This is a genomic window from Armatimonadota bacterium, assembly GCA_016869025.1.
Classification (GTDB): Bacteria; Sysuimicrobiota; Sysuimicrobiia; order Sysuimicrobiales; family Humicultoraceae; genus VGFA01.
In genome coordinates, this window is the sequence record VGFA01000001.1 from 50,845 (window position 1) to 70,207 (window position 19,363).

Annotated in this window: 19 protein-coding genes; 12 read left to right on the forward strand and 7 right to left on the reverse strand. The window is 66.4% G+C overall.

Going from position 1 to position 19,363, the window contains the following annotated elements; translation table 11 throughout:
• Positions 1-13: 13 nt before the first annotated feature.
• Positions 14-871, reverse strand: a complete 858-nt coding sequence (locus FJX73_00265) for a hypothetical protein (protein ID MBM3469217.1) — start codon at positions 869-871, stop codon at positions 14-16.
• Positions 872-1,026: 155 nt separating this feature from the next.
• On the opposite strand from FJX73_00265, the gene FJX73_00270 reads away from it, so the two are divergent.
• The 12 genes from FJX73_00270 to FJX73_00325 all read left to right on the forward strand — a co-directional run bounded on the left by FJX73_00270 (position 1,027) and on the right by FJX73_00325 (position 15,451).
• Positions 1,027-3,564, forward strand: a complete 2,538-nt coding sequence (locus FJX73_00270) for a GAF domain-containing sensor histidine kinase (GenBank protein MBM3469218.1) — start codon at positions 1,027-1,029, stop codon at positions 3,562-3,564.
• A gap of 32 nt (positions 3,565-3,596) precedes the next feature.
• Positions 3,597-4,244 (forward strand): response regulator transcription factor, encoded by a 648-nt coding sequence (locus FJX73_00275; GenBank protein MBM3469219.1) that lies wholly within the window; start codon positions 3,597-3,599, stop codon positions 4,242-4,244.
• Between the two features lie 210 nt (positions 4,245-4,454).
• Positions 4,455-4,805, forward strand: coding sequence for a response regulator transcription factor (locus FJX73_00280; GenBank protein ID MBM3469220.1), 351 nt, complete (start codon positions 4,455-4,457; stop codon positions 4,803-4,805).
• A gap of 14 nt (positions 4,806-4,819) precedes the next feature.
• Positions 4,820-5,029, forward strand: coding sequence for a hypothetical protein (locus FJX73_00285; protein MBM3469221.1), 210 nt, complete (start codon positions 4,820-4,822; stop codon positions 5,027-5,029).
• A 79-nt stretch (positions 5,030-5,108) separates the two neighbouring features.
• Positions 5,109-5,996 carry a hypothetical protein gene (locus tag FJX73_00290; GenBank protein MBM3469222.1) on the forward strand — a complete coding sequence of 296 codons (888 nt, stop codon included), beginning with the start codon at positions 5,109-5,111 and terminating at the stop codon, positions 5,994-5,996.
• Positions 5,975-6,748 (forward strand): cytochrome C, encoded by a 774-nt coding sequence (locus FJX73_00295; protein ID MBM3469223.1) that lies wholly within the window; start codon positions 5,975-5,977, stop codon positions 6,746-6,748. The genes FJX73_00290 and FJX73_00295 overlap by 22 nt, the downstream gene beginning before the upstream one ends.
• Positions 6,749-7,110: 362 nt before the next feature.
• On the forward strand, positions 7,111-7,869 hold the full coding sequence (locus FJX73_00300) for a 4Fe-4S dicluster domain-containing protein (GenBank protein MBM3469224.1): 759 nt from the start codon (positions 7,111-7,113) through the stop codon (positions 7,867-7,869).
• A 10-nt stretch (positions 7,870-7,879) separates the two neighbouring features.
• A complete protein-coding gene (locus FJX73_00305) occupies positions 7,880-11,071 on the forward strand; it encodes a molybdopterin oxidoreductase (protein MBM3469225.1) in 3,192 nt (1,063 codons plus the stop codon).
• A 113-nt stretch (positions 11,072-11,184) separates the two neighbouring features.
• Complete coding sequence (locus FJX73_00310; GenBank protein MBM3469226.1) at positions 11,185-11,631, forward strand: Rieske (2Fe-2S) protein; 447 nt, start codon at positions 11,185-11,187, stop codon at positions 11,629-11,631.
• A 7-nt stretch (positions 11,632-11,638) separates the two neighbouring features.
• Complete coding sequence (locus tag FJX73_00315) at positions 11,639-12,691, forward strand: cytochrome bc complex cytochrome b subunit (GenBank protein ID MBM3469227.1); 1,053 nt, start codon at positions 11,639-11,641, stop codon at positions 12,689-12,691.
• Positions 12,672-13,991, forward strand: a complete 1,320-nt coding sequence (locus tag FJX73_00320; GenBank protein ID MBM3469228.1) for a hypothetical protein — start codon at positions 12,672-12,674, stop codon at positions 13,989-13,991. The genes FJX73_00315 and FJX73_00320 overlap by 20 nt, the downstream gene beginning before the upstream one ends.
• 74 nt (positions 13,992-14,065) lie before the next feature.
• The gene (locus tag FJX73_00325) at positions 14,066-15,451 is read left to right on the forward strand and encodes a hypothetical protein (GenBank protein MBM3469229.1); all 1,386 of its coding nucleotides are present in this window, start codon (positions 14,066-14,068) and stop codon (positions 15,449-15,451) included.
• A 109-nt stretch (positions 15,452-15,560) separates the two neighbouring features.
• Here the strand turns inward: FJX73_00325 and FJX73_00330 are convergent, their stop codons facing one another.
• From FJX73_00330 to FJX73_00355, 6 genes are all read right to left on the reverse strand, one after another.
• Positions 15,561-16,238, reverse strand: a complete 678-nt coding sequence (locus FJX73_00330; protein ID MBM3469230.1) for a hypothetical protein — start codon at positions 16,236-16,238, stop codon at positions 15,561-15,563.
• 207 nt (positions 16,239-16,445) lie between these two features.
• Positions 16,446-16,682 carry a hypothetical protein gene (locus tag FJX73_00335; GenBank protein MBM3469231.1) on the reverse strand — a complete coding sequence of 79 codons (237 nt, stop codon included), beginning with the start codon at positions 16,680-16,682 and terminating at the stop codon, positions 16,446-16,448.
• A 72-nt stretch (positions 16,683-16,754) separates the two neighbouring features.
• Positions 16,755-17,117, reverse strand: coding sequence for a hypothetical protein (locus FJX73_00340; GenBank protein ID MBM3469232.1), 363 nt, complete (start codon positions 17,115-17,117; stop codon positions 16,755-16,757).
• A gap of 36 nt (positions 17,118-17,153) precedes the next feature.
• The gene (locus FJX73_00345; protein MBM3469233.1) at positions 17,154-17,525 is read right to left on the reverse strand and encodes a hypothetical protein; all 372 of its coding nucleotides are present in this window, start codon (positions 17,523-17,525) and stop codon (positions 17,154-17,156) included.
• Positions 17,526-17,597: 72 nt separating this feature from the next.
• Positions 17,598-18,656, reverse strand: a complete 1,059-nt coding sequence (locus FJX73_00350; GenBank protein MBM3469234.1) for a hypothetical protein — start codon at positions 18,654-18,656, stop codon at positions 17,598-17,600.
• A 176-nt stretch (positions 18,657-18,832) separates the two neighbouring features.
• Positions 18,833-19,153, reverse strand: a complete 321-nt coding sequence (locus FJX73_00355) for a hypothetical protein (GenBank protein ID MBM3469235.1) — start codon at positions 19,151-19,153, stop codon at positions 18,833-18,835.
• Positions 19,154-19,363: the final 210 nt, after the last annotated feature.

Here is a 19,363-nt window from a genome sequence, read left to right on the forward strand (position 1 = left end):
CTGGTCTTCCGTGCTAGCGGCCTACGCTCCAACGGTGGGGGATGTGGCAGGCGGTGCACGGGGTACTCTTCAGCACCGACGCGGGGTGCATCTTGGCCTTGGGCTCGGCGTGGCAGACCGCGCATGCCACGACCGGCTGGCTCCTCTCGTGCGGCCTGTGGCACTGAGCGCAGGCGAACTCCATCGGCGCGCCGGCGGGCCAGGAGCCGACCTCCTTCGGAACCAACCGGTGGCAGTTGAGGCACGTCTCGCGGACCGGTTGCAGCGGGACCTCGGGACGGAGGAACTCGTGACATGTGACGCAGTGCTGGTCTGCCATGGCCCGGATCTGAACGACTCGCTCTCCCCGGGCCTGGGCGACGTGACAGTTACCGCAGGCATCAGCAGGAGGTTTGAAGCGGTGAACGCCCGGCGAGTGGCATGCGACGCACTCGATCCCACGCTCCTGTTCGTGGAGCCGGTGGCCTGGCGTTGCCGCGACCTGCCGCCACCTGGGATCGTCGCTCTCGTGGCAGCGGGCGCAGACGGTTTTGAGCACCACCGCGTGCTTGCCCACCGCGCGGGGCTGGCGGACGACGAAGGTTATGACCTGCCGGGCGCTCTCGACTATGTTGGCAGCATGGCAGCTGTGGCATCCAACCTTCCGGTGCTCGCTCTTCTGCCACGCCGTCCATGCTGCTTCCATGGTGTGGCACGAACGGCAGAACTCAGGGTTGTTCATGGTGTAGTCGTAGCTGCGTACGGCCCCAAGGACCCCGGATGCAGCCAGCACGATTCCGGAAGCCATCACGGCGGCGGCGAGGAACCGGGGGAGCGCGCGGACGCGCGCATCCACAGAACGCAGCCATGCCAGCAGGCGGGTCAGGTACATACCTCGCACTCCACGGAAGATGGGTTCTATGCCCTTCTGGAGCGGGCGATTCCCAAAGGTTCAATTCCCCCATGGGTAATCCCTGCTCCCACGGGGAAGATCACCCTGGAAGGCAGGCGGGCGCCCCTCCGGGCGAGAACAGGTAGGGAACGCCGATGACGCCGTTGGTCTCCGTCTTCTTTGTCTACGGCCTGGCCTTCTTCTCGATGGGCCTGGCCATCGCGCTTGAGGCCCGCCGCCCCAGCGATCTGATGCTGATCCGCCCCCTGCGCTATCTGGCCGCCTTCGGCATGCTGCACGGTTGCGTCGGGTGGATTGACATGTGGCTGGCCTCCCCGATGATGGCTGAGGTAATCGCACCCACCGTGCGCATCGTGCGCCTGGCGCTGTTCGCGGCGTCCGTGCTCGCGCTGGCCCAGTTCGGCGCCGACCTGATCGCGTCGGTTGCGCCCCGGGCCTCTGCCGTCCGGGCCGTGCCACTGGTGCTGGCGGTGTTCTGGGCGCTGAACTGGACGATCGTGCCGCATCTGGCGCCGGCCGCAGTCGAGGAGGTCACACGTTCCCCTTCGTGCCTGCGGTGCCACGCCGCGGTTCCTCCTTTTGGTCCGGAGTGGGTTCCCAGGATCCTGGCGCCGGCCTCTGCCCAGGCCGACGTTTGGCTGAGGTATGTGCTGTTTCTCCCGGCGTCGTTGCTGGCCGCGGCCGGGTTCTGGATGGAAGGCCGGCGGCTGGCGGGCATCACCTATGGCACCATTGCACGCGCGTGCCGGTGGACCGCGCTGGCCTTTGTCGCCAACGCGGTGATGGCCGGAGTCGTCGTGCCTCCTGCGCCGCTCTTTCCGGCAACCGTGGTGAACTACGATACCTTCCTGTCGGCCGTCGGGATCCCCCCTCAGTTGTTTCGATCCGCCATCGCGGTGATCATCGCGGCCCTGACGCTGCGCGTACTGCGCGTCTTTGAGATGGACGCCACGCGCCGTCTGGCCTCTGCCACCGAGGCACGCCTGGATGCCCAGAAGGAGGCCCTGGAAACGGGGGAGGCGGCACGGAGGGCCGCCGAAACGTGGACCCGCACGCTGGAAGACCGCGTGGCTTCCAGGACCGCGGAACTCGAGCGCCGGACGCACGAACTCGCAGCACTGAACGCCGTGGTATCCACCGTCACGAGTTCGCTCGATCTCAATACGATCCTCGAGGCAACGGTGGATCACGTGCTGATCCTGGTGCGCGGCGATGGGGGAGGGATTACGGTCTTTCCCTCGACGCCGGGTGAATCCGGGACGAGCGTCCTGAGGGGTCCCTCCGGAGCGGACATCTCGCGGATGAAGGGGTTCGATCCCGGCGCGACCGCCGTGGGCGATGTGGCATTCGCCCCAGGGGGCGCTGTCCGGCCGTTTGTCAGGGTGCCGCTCCGCGCCAAGGATCGGCTGCTGGGAGAACTGACCGTCCTGGGCCAGGTGGGCGGTCGTTACACGGAGGCGGACGTCAGCCTGCTCTCCACCGTGGCCCAGCAGGTCGGTGTGGCAGTGGAGAACGCGACCTTGTTCCAGGAGACCGCCACCAGGCGCAGGGAGGCCGAAACCCTATACCGGCTGGGGACCGAGATAACGGCGCTCTCGGATCTCAGCCAGGTCCTGGAGCACGTGGTCGCCGGCGCACGAGAACTTCTGGCTGCGGACGTGGGGGTTCTCAGTCTCATGAATGAGGACAACCCCCGCGTGGTTGTGCGCGCGGTCGCGGGCCTTCGCGGCGAGGCGCTGGAGGGCGTGGAGCTGGCACCCGGCCAGGGGATCGCAGGGTACGTCATCCGCAGCGGCCAGCCGATGGTCGTGAGCGACTATCTGGTGGACGCGCGCATCAGCCACGAGCTGGACGGTATCGTGCGCCAGGAAGGACTGCACACGCACCTTGCTGTACCTGTTGTCGCGCGCGGGCAGGCCGTCGGGTGCCTGGCTGTGGCCTACCGGCGGGTGCGGCCGGTGGCGGACGACGAGATCCACCTGCTCACACGGATGGCCAACCAGGCAGCCATTGCCATCGAGAACGCGCGCCTCTACCAACAGGTTCAGAGCCTTGCAATTCTGGAAGAGCGCGACCGTCTGGCGCGCGAGATGCACGATAGCCTGGGACAGAGCCTGGGATACCTCAATCTCAAGTCCAAGCTGGCCGAGGACCTGGTCCTGGCGGGCAGGACATCAGAAGCGCAGGAGGAGCTGGCTCAGATCCGGCTGACGATTTATGAGACCTACGATGAGGTCCGCCACGCGATACTGGGTCTGAGGACCGCCGGCGTGCAGCAAGACCTCGAAGCCACGCTGCGGGGCCAGATCGGGCGGCTCCGGGAGCAGTGCGGGATCCCGGTGGACTTCGAGGTCCGGGGCTCCATTCCGGCCGTACCAGCGCTTGCCGCAGTCCAGGTGACGCGCATCGTACAGGAGGCGCTGACCAACGTCCGCAAGCACGCGCGGGCAGGCGCGGTGCGGGTGGATCTGGCAGCCGAAGAAGGCCGCCTGGTAGTGCGCGTCAGCGATGACGGCTGCGGTTTCGATGTGGGGGCCGTGCAGAGAGCCGCGGGTGCCCGATTCGGACTGGAGACGATGCGCGAGCGGGCCGAGAGCATTGGCGGTACGCTGGAGATCACCTCCGCACCTGGGCAGGGGACCACGGTGGCCCTCCTGGTCCCGCTGGCATAGAGCGATGATGAGGGTGAGATGAGGGTGGGATGATGGACAAGATCCGCGTGCTTCTCGCCGACGATCACGCCTTGTTCCGCCGTGGGCTGGCGAGCCTGCTGGCGAGCCAGCCGGACATCGAGGTCGTTGGCGAGGCCGGAGATGGCAATGAGGCGATCGAGCGCGCCAGGGAGCTCATGCCGGACGTGGTGCTGATGGACGTTCGCATGCCGGGCGTCGGAGGACTGGAGGCGACCCGGCGCCTCAAGGAAGAGATGCCATACGTGAGGATCGTGATGCTGACGGTGTCCGAGAGCGAGGACGACCTGTTTGGAGCGCTCAAGAACGGCGCGCAAGGCTACCTGCTGAAGAACCTGGACCCCGATGACCTGATCGCCTGTCTGCACCAGGTACAGCGAGGGGAGGCACCGCTCGCACCGCCGATGGCCGCCAAGATCCTGCGCGAGTTCGCCGCGCCCTCACCCAGGCCGGGGCCGGCGCTGACCCCGCGCGAGCGGCAGGTGCTCGAGCTGGTAGCTAAGGGCGATGCCAACAAGGAGATAGCGCGCCACCTTCAGATCTCCGAGAACACCGTGAAGAACCACCTGCGTAACATCCTGGAGAAGCTGCACCTTCAGAACCGCGTGCAGGCGGTCATGTACGCTCTTCGCGAGGGGCTGATAACCCCGCCTGACTCCTAGACAATCAGCCCGACCCCCCTTCTGTCTCTCGTGGAGTGGCCTGGCCCGTAGGGACTACCCACGCCTAGTCAATCAGGACTCTCTGCTGCTGGTGCTGGCTATCCGCCCGAACGGGAACGACATGCTTCGATCTTCCCCCGCCATATGGCTCTATGCACCGATGGGATCGCGGCCCAGCTCCGCCTACGATGTGAGCAGGAGGACGCGATCATGCGCTGCCGGGTCCTGATCTGGTCTGAACGCAGTGCCTTCGTCCGGGCGATCCGGAGTCTGGCGCACCGCGAGGATCTGGAAGTGATCGGGATCGCTAGGACCGGCGATGCGGCACTGGCGTGCGTGCGGGCAGCGGATCCTGACGTGGTGCTGGTGGATCAGGAGACAGAAGAGCGACATCCGGATATGGTGCTGCGGCTGATGGACGCAGGAACGCACACCAAGGTCGTCGTGATGCACCTGGTAGATGAGGCCGTGCGCGTGCTCGAGTGCCGGCGCACAACGGCGGCTACGGTGCGCGATCTTGTTCGGGCTATTCAGGGTGATCTGGCACAGCAGGTAGCGTAGAAGGGGGGAGCACAATGCATCCGGTCGGACTGGCACTGGCATTCCTGGTCTTCTGGTCGTTGGCCGCGGTAGGGGCCTTTCTGGTGTTGCACGGGGGCCGCAGGCTGAAGGGCGGTACCCGCAACGCCTTCTGGGCCATCGTCAACGGGACAACCGCGCTGCTCGGCGCAACGATGATGAGCGCCGGCATCTACGCGACGTTCGTCGTCCTGTACGCGCGGTAGGTCGCCGCGCGCTGCCTATTGCAGGCAGCGATACCTATCCGGTATCCTTGGGCGTAACGTCGCCTGGCGGGGGAACTGAGTGTACTGGCTGATCCTGTCGGCGGCCCTCTGGATGCTGGCGTTTCCCCAGGCAGGGCTCGCCCAAACCAATGAGACCTGCCTGGCGTGTCACCAGGTAGAAGGTTCCAAGGTTCGCTTCCCTGGCGGCGGCGAGATAGACGTAACCGTGGACCCCAAGAAGTTCGCGGCATCGGTCCACGCGCCGCTGACCTGCGTCACCTGCCACACGGATCAGGGAGACTACCCCCACCGCCCGGTTGCCGCCAGGACGGCGCGGTCCTACCATGTCCTGGCCCAACAGATATGCGCCACGTGTCACGCCGACCAGGCGAAGGTCTTTGAGGCGAGCATCCACGGGCAGGGCCTGCGGATGGGGCTGGCCGACGTGCCGACCTGCACTTCGTGTCACACCGCCCACGCGGTCGTGCGCCCGAAGTCCGCGGCATTCCGTAACAACATCCCAGAAACGTGCGGGAACTGCCACGCGGACGCGGCCGTGATGGGCAGGTACGGCCTGCGGCCGGTCTACCAGGCGTACGTTGAGGAGTTCCACGGAGTCACCACGCGTCTCTATCGGTTGGCCACGCCACTGGCTCCGTCGCCGTCCGCGGTCTGCTACGACTGCCACACCGCGCATGCGGTCAGGCGGCCCACGGACCCGGCATCTCCGGTGGCGACGGCGAACGTCCTGGCGACCTGCCGGACCTGTCACAAGAATGCTGGGCGGTTCTTTGCCACGGCCTGGAACGAGCACCAGCCGCCGAGCATGCGTCACTCCCCTCTGGTGTACATGGTCCAGGTCTTCTACAAGATCCTCATCCCGGGCGTGGTGGGCCTGCTGGCGCTGCTGACGGCACTGGATCTCTGGTTTTGGGCCGTGACCCGATGGGGAGGCCGGGAGGTATGAAAGACGGCCGCGGGGATTCCGCGCTCGAACGCTTCTCCCTGGCGCAGCGCGTCGAGCACTTCCTGCTGCTCATCTCCTTCAATGCCCTGGTGATAACCGGGCTGCCGCAGAAGTACTCCAGCGTGGGGTGGGGCGAGCGGCTGATCGTGCTCTTCGGGGGTATTGACCAGACCCGGTTCATCCATCGGACATTCGCGGTCATATTGATTGCGCTGGGGTTCTACCACCTGGTTGTGGTCGTGGCCACGCGCAAGCGGCCTGTGCGCAGGCACGACATGAATCTGAGCATACGGGATATTCGGGATATGCTCGCCGACGTTCGGCTCCTGTCGGGCCGCAGCGAGGAGCGCCCGCGGTTCGGCCGGTTCGACTACAGGCAGAAGTTCGAATACTGGGCCGTGCTCTGGGGGACGGTGATCATGGCCGCCACCGGTCTGATCATGTGGTTCCCCTCAACCGTAACGCAGTGGCTGCCCGGTGTGGTTGTGCCTGCCGCCCGGGTCGCACACGGCGGAGAGGCCCTGTTGGCGATGCTGTCCGTCGTCCTGTGGCACTTCTACAATGCGCACTTCCGGCCGGACGTCTTCCCCATGGACCCGGCGATGTTTTCGGGCAAGATCACGCTTGAGCGGCTCCGGCACGAGCACCCCGAGGAGTTCGACGAGCTCCAGGAGATTGGGGCGCTGCCGGAAGGCCGCTTGCCTGAACCCGCGGACAGCCCGCCGGCGCCCGCTGGCCCCGGCCCCGCCTGACCCGCCCGATAGCCCCAAATCCCGGTTTGGCCCTAGGAGGAAATAGGGTATTGCCCGTATAACCCCGTAGGGTATCTGTCCGCTAGCATGTAATCCGAACGGCAACAATCACATGCCGTGCACCGCGGAGAGCCGGTGCACAACAAGGAGGTCACAGCGTGGCGAAGGTACCTGAGGAACAAGTCCAGGCGCCTCCGGTGATGGGGCGGCGCGCCTTTCTCCGGAAGGGGACCGCGGCCGCGGTGGCGGTCGGGACCGGGGGAGTCCTCGCGGGTACTCTGACCGGCAGGACCGTTCAGGCCCAGCCGTCTCTGCCGTCGGCGATCCGTGATCCCAAGCCGGGTGAGCACCAGCTCGTCCGGATGCAGCGGGAACTGCTTCGGGCGCTGGGCAAGCCCGTGGAGCGGCGCAACTGGGTCATGGTTGTGGACACCCGCCGGTGCATCGGCTGCGATGCGTGCACGGTGGCGTGCATGGCTGAGAACGGCCTGCCGCCTGGGGTGGCGTACAGGACCGTCCTCAAGATGGAGACCGGTACCTTTCCCCAGGTGGAGGGAGTCTACAAGCCCACCAACTGCCAGCAATGCGACAATCCTCCCTGTGTGAAGGCCGCCAACGCGGTCAGCCCCGGTGCCATTGCCAAGCGGCCCGATGGGATTGTGACCGTGGACTACGCCAAGTTCGGCCGCAGGGCATTCGAGGCCGCCCAGAAGGTCTGCCCTTACAAGGCGCTCTCGTTCGATGAGGGCAGGTACTGGACCGACGGCACCCCGGCGCTCCAGGCCTACGAGACGCGACCTCACGTCGAGTACGGCCGCTCCTGGACCCGCCTGGAAGGGGCCCTGCCGATTGGCGCCGGGCGGAAGTGCCACTTCTGCCTGCAGCGGATCGAGGCCGGGCTGCTGCCGGCGTGCGTCTCGTCTTGCGTCGGCGGGGCGGCCTATTTCGGCGATGCGAGCGACAAGGATGGCCTGGCCGCCGAGTTAGTCGGGCGCGACAAGCCGAAGCGCATCAACGAAGGCATGGGCACTCGGCCACGGGTCTACTACATCGGTGCCGCTGGACGGGCGACGATCTCGGTTCCCAGCACCGAATCCTGCAACGCCTGCCACGGGAAATAGGGAGGAAACGATGGCCAAGAAGCCGCATCAATCCAAGCCGACCGAGACGAAGCCGCGAAAGGTGAAGCACGATGCGGTGCTGAGCCGCCGGGGTGTGCTCACATCCGCCGCGTTGCTGGGAGGAACCGCGATATTCAGCCGGATACAGAAGACCCTCATGAACCCGCTGGCGGCCGAGGCCGGCGAGGGCGTTCCGTACAGCCTGGGCCGACCTGAGAACACGCTGTACACTGTCTGCCTCCAATGCAACACGGGGTGCGGGATCAAGGTCCGAATGGTCAAGGACGTTGCGGTCAAGATTGACGGCAACCCGCTGAGCCCCTGGACGATGAACCCGCACCTGCCGTACCGGACGCCTATCGCGGATCTTGCGTCGGTGGATGGTTCGATATGTCCCAAGGGCCAGTCCGGCATCCAGACCGCCTACGATCCCTACCGGCTCCGGAGCGTGCTCAAGCGCGCAGGCCCGCGTGGGTCGGGAAAGTGGATCACGGTTCCGTTTGAGCAGGCGATCAGCGAGATCGTGAACGGCGGCCGCCTCTTCTCGCACGTTCCCGGTGAGGAGAACCGGCACGTCGAGGGGTTCAAGGATGTCTGGGCCCTGCGCGACCCGGCGCTGGCGCGCACCATGGCGGCAGACGTAGCGGCCATTCGGGCCAAGCGAATGACCGTGGCCGAGTTCAAGCGCAAGCACGCGCATCACCTGCACGTTCTCATCAACCCGGACCACCCTGACCTCGGGCCCAAGAACAACCAGTTCGTCTACCTGCGGGGCCGTGAGAAGGGAGGCCGCGGCGATCTGGTCGCCCGCTTCGTGGACGGGGCATTCGGGTCCATCAACCGCCACGGCCACACCACGGTTTGTCAGGGGTCGCTTTATTTCGCCGGCAAGGCGATGAGCGAGCAGTACCAGGGCGGTCGGTGGACCGGCGGCCGCAAGTTCTACTGGCAGGCCGACCTGGAGAGCGCCGAATTCGTCATCTTCGTGGGCTCCAACGCGCTGGAGGGAGGGTATGGCCCGCCGTTGCGCGCCGCCAAGGTGACCGGTGCCATCGCATCAGGGCGAATGAAGATCGCAGTCCTCGACCCGCGCTTCTCGCCGCTGGCAGCCAAGGCATGGAAGTGGCTGCCCACCATCCCAGGCACCGACACGGCCGTGGCCATGGCAATGACGCGCTGGATCATCGAGGAGAAGCGCTACGACGCGCGCTATCTCACAAACGCTAACAGGGCCGCAGCATCTGCCGACGGCGAACCCACCTGGAGCAACGCACCCTGGCTGGTCAAGATCGATAGGGGGCAGCCCACTACCTTCCTGCGGGCCTCGGAGATCGGGCTGTCGGACCGCGACCTGTTTGTGGTCCTGCGGGACGGACGGCCAGTCGCGGTGGACCCGTACGATACGCGGACTCCTGTGGAGGGAGACCTGCTCGCGGACACCATGGTGGGATCGTTCCACGTCAAGACCTCGTTCCAGTTGCTCTACGACGAGTCCCGCAAGCGGACCATATCGGCCTGGGCCGCTCTGGCAGGAGCGAAGGCCGAGGACGTGGTCGCGCTGGCACGGGAGTTCACAAGTCACGGCAAGCGCGCCGTGGCGGACATCCACCGTGGCGTCAGTCAGCACACCAACGGCTTCTACAACAGCATGGCGTGGTTCTCCCTGAACATGCTGGTGGGGAACTACGACTGGCGGGGCGGCTCGGCCTGGGGGCAGACCTACAGCCAGACCGGCGCCACCGGCGCTCCGTTCCGCGTGGCGGCGCTCCATCCCGGGAGCACCACGCCCTTTGGTACCAGCATCATCCGCCACGACATCAACTACGAGGAGTCGACGTTGTTCAGTGGATATCCGGCCAAACGGCCGTGGTTCCCGCTGGCCAGCGACATCTACCAGGAGGTCGTTCCCTCGGCGGGAGATGCCTACCCCTATCCGATCAAGATACTCTATCTGCACATGGGCTCGCCGATCTACGCGCTGCCTTCCGGACACACCAACATCGAGATTCTTGCCGACGTAACCAAGGTGCCGCTGTTCATCGCGACGGACATCGTGGTGGGTACCACCACGATGTACTCCGACTACATCTTCCCCGACACCAGCTACCTCGAACGATGGGAGTTCCAAGGGAACCACCCGAACGTGCTGCCTCGCGTGCAGCCGATCTTCAGCCCGGTGATTGCGCCGCTGACGCGGACAGTGAGGGTTTTCGGAGAGGAGACTCCACTGTCCCACGAGGCCGTCTTGTTGGGCATCGCCGAGAAACTGGGCCTGCCCGGCTTCGGCAAGGACGGCTTCGGACCAGGGCAGGACTTCCTGCGGCCGGACGACTTCTACGTGCGGTTGGTGGCCAACGTGGCTTTTGGGACGAGAGCCGGTGACGAGGTGCCCGATGCGTCCCCGGAGGAGGAGCGCCTGTTCCTGGCGAGCCGGGCGCACCTGCCCAGGTCTGTCTTCGACCCCGAGCGCTGGAAGGTAGTATTGGGCACGCGCTGGTGGCGCAAAGTGGTCTACGTGCTCAACCGGGGAGGCCGGTTCGCCAACTACGAGGATTCCTTCGACGGCGACAAGCTGCGCGGTCACTACGGGACCCTGGTGAGTCTCTACTCCGAGAAGGTCGCAACCACGAAGAACCCCATGACCGGCAGGTCGCTGCCGGGTATAGCCACGTACCTTCCGATCGCCGACAGCCTCGGCCGGCCGATCCGTGATGACGCCCAGGTCTTTGACCTGCATCTGATCACCAACCGGACGATCAGGCAGACGAAGAGCCGCACCATCACCAACTACTGGCTGACCGCGCTCGAGCCCGAGAACTTCGTGGTGATGAACCCGAAGGACGCAGCGCAGAGGGGACTGAAGGACGGCCAACCCGTGAAGATCGTCTCCGCCACCAACCCCGAGGGCACCTGGCACCTCAAGAACGACAGGCACAAGCCCATGGTCGGGAAGCTGCAGGTCGGGGAGGGAATCCGGCCCGGGGTTGTTAGCTTCTCGCTCGGCTACGGCCACTGGGCGACCGGCGCATCCGACATAACGATCAACGGCCGCAGGATCGAGGGCGATCCGCGAAGGGCGACCGGCATCCACGCCAACGCCGCGATGCGCACCGACCCGCACATGCCCAACACGTGCCTGCAGGACATCGTTGGGGCGAGCGCGGTGTTCTATGACACAAAGGTGAAGGTAGTGCCTGCCTGAGCAAGCGACGGGGGGAACGACGGCGGGGCCGGGGCGCATGCCCCGGCCCGCCGGAAGCATCGCGCACGGCAAACGAGTAGTCGCGACATGCTAGGCCCTCGGGGTGATGGTGCATGGCCAGGAGCCCATTGCAGATTACCCGGCGATCGCTGGCCGACTACCTGCTTGGCGCGGGCCTGGCGGCCCTGGCCGGGACTGTCTTCTACCCAGTTCTGCGCTACTTGATTCCCCCGCCCGTCAAGGAGGTCACCGCAGGGAGCGTCGTCGCTGCCAAGGTGGGTGAGATGCAGCCCAACTCCGGCAAAGTCTTCCTGTTTGGCGGCAAGCCGGCCATCCTCGTGCGCACGCCCGAGGGCGCATACCGGGCATTCTCCGCCGTCTGCACGCACCTGTCCTGCACCGTGCAGTACCGCGCAGAGATAGGGCACATCTGGTGTGCCTGCCACGACGGGCACTTCGACCTCAACGGGCACGTACTCGCCGGGCCCCCGCCCCGGCCGCTCGCCGCCTTTGGCGTCACGGTCAAGGAAGACGACATCGTCGTGACCCGGCCGGCGTAGGCCAGCGATGAGTCTCGGCCCGTGGCTCGAAGAACGGCTCCGGTGGCGGGCCGCCGACCAGTTCCTGCGCCACAAGACGGTTCCCGTGGTCCGGCACGGGTACGTCTACTACTTCGGCGGGGTCACACTCTTCCTGTTCCTCATCCAGGTAGTCACCGGGCTGCTGCTGCTCATGTACTACAGGCCTACGGCCGACGCGGCGCACGATAGCGTCAGATTCATTATGGCGAGGGTGCAGTTTGGATGGCTGGTCCGCTCGGTGCACAGCTGGGCGGCCAACCTGATGGTCTTCTGGGTATTCGCCCACATGTTCGGGGCTTTCTTCCTGCGGGCCTACCGGCGGCCGCGGGAACTCACGTGGGTTTCGGGAGCGCTGCTCCTCTTCCTTACTCTGGCCTTCGGCTTCACCGGCTACCTGCTGCCGTGGAACACCCTTGCCTTCTTCGCCACCAAAGTAGGGACCGAGATCGTGGGCAGCGTCCCGCTGGTGGGGGAACCGCTGTTGGTGCTGTTGCGGGGAGGCGAGGACGTCACGGAAGCCACGCTGAGCCGCTTCTTCGGTATCCACGTGGCCATCCTGCCGGCGATCACCACCCTGGTGCTTGGCCTGCACCTGTTCCTGATCCAGCTGCACGGCATGAGCCAGCCGCAGGGGCGTGGCCCGGCGCGCGCCCTGCCGTTTGTGCCCGGGTTCGTACTCCGGGAGTCGATGGCGTGGCTGCTAGTCCTGGGCGCCTTGGCCGCGCTCGCCGTGCTGTTCCCCTGGCCGGTAGGGGAGAAAGCCGACCTGTTGGCCCCGGCGCCCGCCGGCATCAAGCCGGAGTGGTACTTCGTGTTCATGTTCCACACGCTGAAGCTGATCCCGGCCCACGTGCTCGGGCTGGAGGGGGAGCGGGTGGGCATCGTGGCGTTCATGCTCGCCGCGGTGGTGCTCCTGGCCGTGCCCTTCCTGGAGCGCGGGGAGCAGCCGACGCGGGCCGCCCGGATCGCCCGGGCGCTGGGCGTGCTGGCGGCATTGTATATCGTGGGGATGACCATCGTTGGATACCTCGCTCCGTAGGACCTCCCGTAGGACCTCACCGCCCGGACCGGCGGCATGGGCGCTGGCCGCGGCCGCCGCCGGGCTGTTGTGGCTGTCGCAGGCGGCAGGCGTCGCGGCGGGGCCGGCGCTGCCCCCGCAGGCGGTGGCGCCGCCGGATACCTGCGTTGAGTGCCACCGCGTCCTGGGCGGCCGCCTGGCCGAGCCCACCTTCAAGATCGCCGACGACATCCACGTGAAGCGGGGCTTCTCCTGTTCGGCGTGCCACGGCGGTGATCCTCGGGCCCCAGGGCTGGAGGCCATGGACCCGAAGCGTGGATTCGTGGGGAAGTTGAAGCCCGCGCAACTCCCATCGCTGTGCGGGCGCTGCCACAGCAGACCAGAGGTGATGCGCCGGTTCAACCCTGCGATTCCGACCGACGAGGTCGCGCGCTTCTTCACCAGCGTGCACGGTCGGAGGCTGATGCAGGGCGACCTGCGTGTGGCAACCTGCACCAGCTGCCACGGAGTGCATCCGATCCTGGCGGCTTCCGACAGCAGGTCACCGGTGTTCCCCGCCAATGTGCCGACCACCTGCGCGCGCTGCCACGCCGACGCGACCGCGATGAAGCCCTACGGCATTCCAGCGACCCAGCTCGCGGACTATCAGGCCAGCGTGCACGGCGAGGCCCTGCTCAAACGCGGCAGCAAGCAGGCGCCGGCCTGCAACGATTGCCACGGCAACCACGGCGCCGTGCCGCCCGGTGTAGACTCGGTGGCCAACGTGTGCGCGCAGTGCCACACGTCCCCGCGCGATCTGTTTGTGCGCAGTCCCCACCGGGCGGTGTTCGAGGCCGCGGGTCTCCCGCAGTGCACCGTCTGTCATGGGAACCACCGGATCCTCCGGCCCTCAGATGAAATGGTGGGGGCCAGCGCGCCGGCCGTCTGCGCCCGGTGCCACGCTGAAGGAAGCAAGGGGGGAATCGCCGCCAAGGCCATCCGGACGGCGCTCGATGATCTCAAGGCCAGCATGGCCGCTGCTGCCGAGATCGTCGCCCGTGCCGAGGACGCGGGCATGGACATGGCCGATGCCAAGCTGCCCCTGAGCGATGCCCAGACGCAACTCATCCTCGCGCGCAATCTGGTGCACAGCCTCTCTTTGCGGGAGGTGCGTTCTGCGGCAACCGAAGGCGCCGGCCTCAGCCGGAAGGCGACCGATCTTGGCCGGGCCGGCCTGGCCGAGATCGCATTCCGACGGCGCGGGCTGGTCCTGGCCCTGGCGGTGATCGCGGTGCTGCTGGCGGGGCTCTACCTCAAAACCAGAGCCACACCAGGACCGTGACGGAGCACGCAGGCGCGCTGCTCAGACGACTATTCTATCGTGCACGGCTGCCGTGCACAGACTGGAGGCCAACCATGCAGCGGTTCCGCAGATGGACTGAGGTCTTCGTGTCGATCGGGGTGGTGGTGACGCTCGCCTTGGCCGCTTCGCCGCCGGGAGGGGTGCTCAGATCGGCTGATGCCCAGGCATCGCCCGCGATCAAGGGCGCCGCGCTCTTCGCGTTTCCAGGCGACTGGTCGAAGATCCCTGCGGCGACCATTGCCGTGTTCTATCCAGGTCAGGTCTCGTGGCAGTTCCTCACGAGTGCGTCGCACAAAGGCAGCAAGGATGTGCTCGCCGGGACCACCTGCCAGACGTGCCACCAGGGTCAGGAGAAGGCTCTCGGAGAGAAACTGGTCAAGCCCGGGCGCCTGGAACCCGACCCGGTCATTGGCAAGCGCGGCTCCGTTGACGTGTCGGTCCGCGCCGCCTTCGACGACCAGTACCTTTACATGCGGTTCGAGTGGCGGGCGCCGCGGCCTGGGGCCAGCCACCTGCTGTGGCGCTTCGACGGGACACGGTGGGTGGAGTGGGGAGGTGAGAAACCCGAGGCTACCAAGGCGAACATCCCACCCAGCTACGAGGATCGGCTCGCGCTGATGATCACCGAGCGCAACGTGCCCGCGGCTGATGGTGCGCAGACAGGGTTCAACCAGGCCGGGTGTTTCATCGCCTGTCACAACAGCATGGAGAATATGCCTGCCAATGTCGCGGGGGATCGGGTGCGAACCCACCCGTACTTCGGCGGCGTGCTTCGAGCCTCGGACATGCGCCACTACCTCCTTCTCTCCCGGACCGTGGCCGACGAGACCGGAGGGTGGGACAAGGTCAAAACGCCAACTGAACTCGAACGGCTGAGGGCCGAGGGCTCGTTCCTCGACCTGTGGCAGTGGCGGGCCTACCGGTCGAGCCCGGTCGGATACGCGGGCGACGACTACGTGCTGGAGTACCGTCTTGCCGACGGCGGCCGCAGCTCATTCACGACCCCGGCGCGTCCCTCGTTCATGTACGACCAGGCCAAGACCGGATTCAGGGCGATCCCGGAAGCCCGATTCACCGATCTATTGCCGCAACTGCCGCTGGTGACGGACCGCAACGCGGTGCCGCTTGACCCCGCGATCCGGTTCACGGCCGGCGATCTCCTCCCGAGGAACGTCCTGCGCGTGCCAGATGGCAGCAGTGCAGACATCATGGCCAACGGATCCTGGGAGCAGGGCAAGTGGGTGGTCGATCTTCGCCGCAAGCTCGCCACCGGCAACCCCGAGGACAAGCCGTTCGGGGCCGGCAGGGTTGTTCGATTCAGCCTCGCGCTGTTTGATGACCACTCGGGGAACCGATACCACCTCGTCTCGTTCGTGCAGACACTCGGGTTGGGCGAGAAGACCACCGCGACCGTCCGCGCGGTTCGGATCGGGCGGTAGCAGGTTTCCGCCGCCCTCTGCGTGCTCATGACGGAGAGGCCGGGGCAAGCGCCCCGGCCTCTTACATGTCTCCCGGTTCTCCCGGCGCAATTGGCGCCGGGGCGAGAGCTTATCTCAACGCGTCCAGTGAATTCAGCACCACCTGCCGCACGAACCGCGGGTTGTGCACGCCCCAACTGCCGGCGCCCTCGACCAGCCAGAAGTTCCAGCCGGCACGGACAATGGGATCGCTGGTGGCGAAAGTCGGCCGGCCCGCGGCATCCCGCAGTTCCCCGAGCTGCGTTTGGATCTTGCGCCCACCGCTGAGCGTAAACTCGAGGCCCTGCTGACCGGCGACCTCGACCAGGGCCAGCGACGTGATGGCAGCCGGATCCAGGGTCACGGTATCGGTGAAGGCGTAGACCTTCGCATCCCATGCCCGGAAGCTCCGGATGCGATCCTTGCTGGCCATGATCTTGGCTTCAATCGCAGCCTCGAGTTCGTGGATGAGCGTCTTCGTCGGGTTCTGTACCCTGGCAGCATTCATGTCGGGGCCGTGGCAGCGGGAGCACACCGTCACGTCGGCCTTGAAAGTGTGCGGGGCTTTGCTCATCTTGACGTGGCACGTGACACAGGAGTCACCGGTGAAGGTCGCGTGCGGCGAGACGAAGTTGTTGCCGTAGTCCACGAAGAAGGCGTTCTTGCCCATGATGACGTCGGCCTGCGACGCCGTGTGGGGCGCCGTGTACCGACGTGGGTCCTCCTGGTTCCAGACGATGGCGCCGTTGCGCGAGTTGTGGCACAGCATGCACTGCGCGCCCGAGCCCACCCCGATCGCCCGGAATCCGGCCGGCAGAAGCGGTGTCGTCCCGGCCTGGCGCAGGCTGTAGTCCGCCTGGTGGCACGTCGTGCAGGTCTGCGGCCTGACGGAGAACCGGCTCAGGCCGATGCCGACCAGGTACTGAATGTCCGCAGGCGATCCGTCGGGTCGCGCGATCAGCCCAGGATTTCCCTTCTACATCTGGGGAAGCCACGCCAGGAATCCCTGCTCGGCGTGGCACCGGCCGCAGTGCGCCGCGGTTAGCCCGCGCCGGCCGTCGGCCGTGGCCTCGAGCGTTGGGCGCAGGCGGTTGGCGTGCTTCGACTTCGCCCACTGCGCCCTCTGGTCTGCCTGGGCACGCACCGTCGCCGCGCCGGTCCCGAACAGGAGCGCAATTGCCAGCGCGACGGCCCAGAACGAACTAAGCCTCACTGTGTACGGCATGGGACAATTCACCCCCATCTTGGCCCTGCTTTCCGTGGCGGATTCGCCGTGGGTTGGGTTCTACCTCCTTGGCTTGGATTTTGGATCCCCGGGAAGTGTCCCGGCCTTCAGCTCGTCGAGGTTGCTGAACCCGTCCTTGTCTGAGTCGAGTTTCTCGATGGCGCGGAAGGCCTTCTCGTCAACCGGCTTGCCGGCCGCCGTCTGTTGCAAGTCTTTGCCGTATGGGTTGAGGTCGGCCTTGGTCGGCGGCATCTTGCTGTGGCAGGTCAGGCAGTTGGCCTTGGCCAGGTCGGTGCCCTCCTTTGGGGCATAGAACTGCTTGAGCAACGCCAGGTCCGCCGGCTTGGCCGCTGCCCAGGTTACGACGGCGGCGACGCAGAGTACAGTCAAGATAATCAGGATCGTCCATCGCGGGGTTCGCATGTACGCTTCTCCTCCTGTGCAAGTTCAAGTCACGGGCTACTTCGGCGGCAGGCCGATCACGGTGACGAGTCCGGTCTTTGGGTCCGCGGCGTGGCACGAAGTGCAGGTGCCCTTGAACTTCGTGATGAAGGCGGCCGCGGCCAGGTGCCGCCTGTGCAGAACAGGCCCCAGGGGATCGGAGCGCCCCTGGGGTTTATGGCAGGCAAGGCACACGGCCACCGCGGGCGCGGGCAGCTGCGGATGGTTCTTGATGGTCTTGAGCGAGGCGTCCAGCGTGCGGGCCTTGCCAGGCGCGTGGCAGGCCCCGCAACCTGAGGGTCCTGCCGGGGCCGCGGCGGATTCCGGGGGTGGGGGAACCAGCGCAAAGGCCAGGGCCATGACGAACAGCACCGGTAGACGGATCCGCATGAACACCCTCCTGCGCGTGGCGTCGTTAGCGGCCGGTATTCTCCAAGCGCAGGGGAACTCAGCTGCGACGGCCTACTTGCCCAGCCTGTGGATGCCCCTGGCGACTCCTGCCGCCCAGGCCTGGGTGCGATCGGCGTGGCAGCGCAGGCAGGCGAACTCCAGCGTGTTCGAGCCCGCCCTGACGAAGCGGCCGTCGTCTGTGAACATCCGGGCCGCTGGATCCAGGTTGATCTTGAAGAGGTGGGAGGGGTCATCGGCCTCGTACTTGCTGCGGACGACGGCGTTCCGGCCGGTATTAGGCATGTGGCAGCCCGTGCATGTTAGCGCCGCGCGCTGGTGGCGGCTACCCCGAAACGCCGCGGCGGCCGCGGTGTGACACGCCTCACAGGTGCCCTTGGCTTTGACCTCACGGGCGCGCCGGTGCGGGTCGTGGCATGTAACGCAACTCAGCGCCTTGTGGGGGCTGGCCAGGAACTCCTGGTACTGCTCGCGGTGCTCCACAAAGCCCCCGGCGGCCGGGATCACGCCCATGTCTGTCCCGCGGCGGTGGCAGGTCCCGCACAGGGCCGCGCTGCGGTCGGTCTGGATGTTGGCCTTGCTGGGGGCCTTCGCGTGGACCTGGCCTCGCCCATGGCAGGCCTCGCACTGGATCCCGTCCAGCGCCCAGGTGCCTACGAAGCCGGGCTTGCGGTGCTGGTTCCCGACCGGGCTGTATCCTGTCGTGTGGCACTCGCCACAGTCGTAGCGCATCTTCTGGCCGGCGTTGTAGTTCGCCCAGGCCTGGGTCTCGAGGTTGAACTGGTTGCGGCCGCTGATCTTGCCGTCCGGGCTGCCCGTGATGATGTAGCCCTCCTGGTCCACGTAGCGGGCCTTCCAGCGGAAGCCGCCGATCACGTAGCGGATCTGGTCCCACGAGACGTAGCCGGGCTTGGGTATGCCCGCGGCGCGCGCCTCGGCCGCCGGCCGCAGCTTGGCCGGGTGGCCCGTGGTACGGAACGTATCGTAGATCTCCTGGTGACACCCGGCGCAGGTCTCTGAGCCGACATAGCCCGCGCCGAAATAGCCCGGGATGCGCTGCGCCTCCGCGGGGGACTGGGGTTTGGCCACGAGCAGCAGGCCCAGGAAGAGCACCCCGGCAACCAGGGAGACCAGTATGGATGCGCGACCGTACGTAGATACGTAGAGTGGAGGAGCTTCATGACCGACCCCCTGCGGGCATGGAGTGAACGACTCGACTTCTTGGTACTACTCCACCGGCCGGCTGATACCTGCTTTGCCGGCAGCCCCGGCGCAATCACTTCGGGCGGCTACTTGGGCTTGGACTTCGGGTCCCCCGGATGCGTGCCTGCCTTGATCTCGACGATGTTGCTGGCGCCGTCCTTGTCCGAGTCCAGCTTCTCTACGGCGAGCAGGATCTTGGCGTCCACGGCCTTGCCGGCCGCGGCTTTGGCCAGGTCTGCCCCATAGGGATTGAGATCGGTCTTGGTGGGCGGCATCTTGGAGTGGCAGACCAGGCACGGCAGGGCCTTGGCCAGGTCGGTGCCATCCTTGGGAGCGTAGGTCTGCTTGAACAGAACCGTGTCGGGTGCCTTGGCGCTTGCCCAGACCGCCACTCCGACGACCAGCATTGCTGCAACGCCGATCCAGACTACTCCTCTTCGCGCTCGCACTAGAACCCCCCCATAAGGCGCCTGATATGACAAGCAGGTTTGTCCTAGAGGATATGAGGCCGGAAGCCCGGGTGCAATACAGTCTTCCCCCGATGTGCGAAACCAGGAAGCGTGCCGCTCCGGCCCGGCCTGATGCCTGGCACCGGGACGCCGGCGCAAGAATCCACT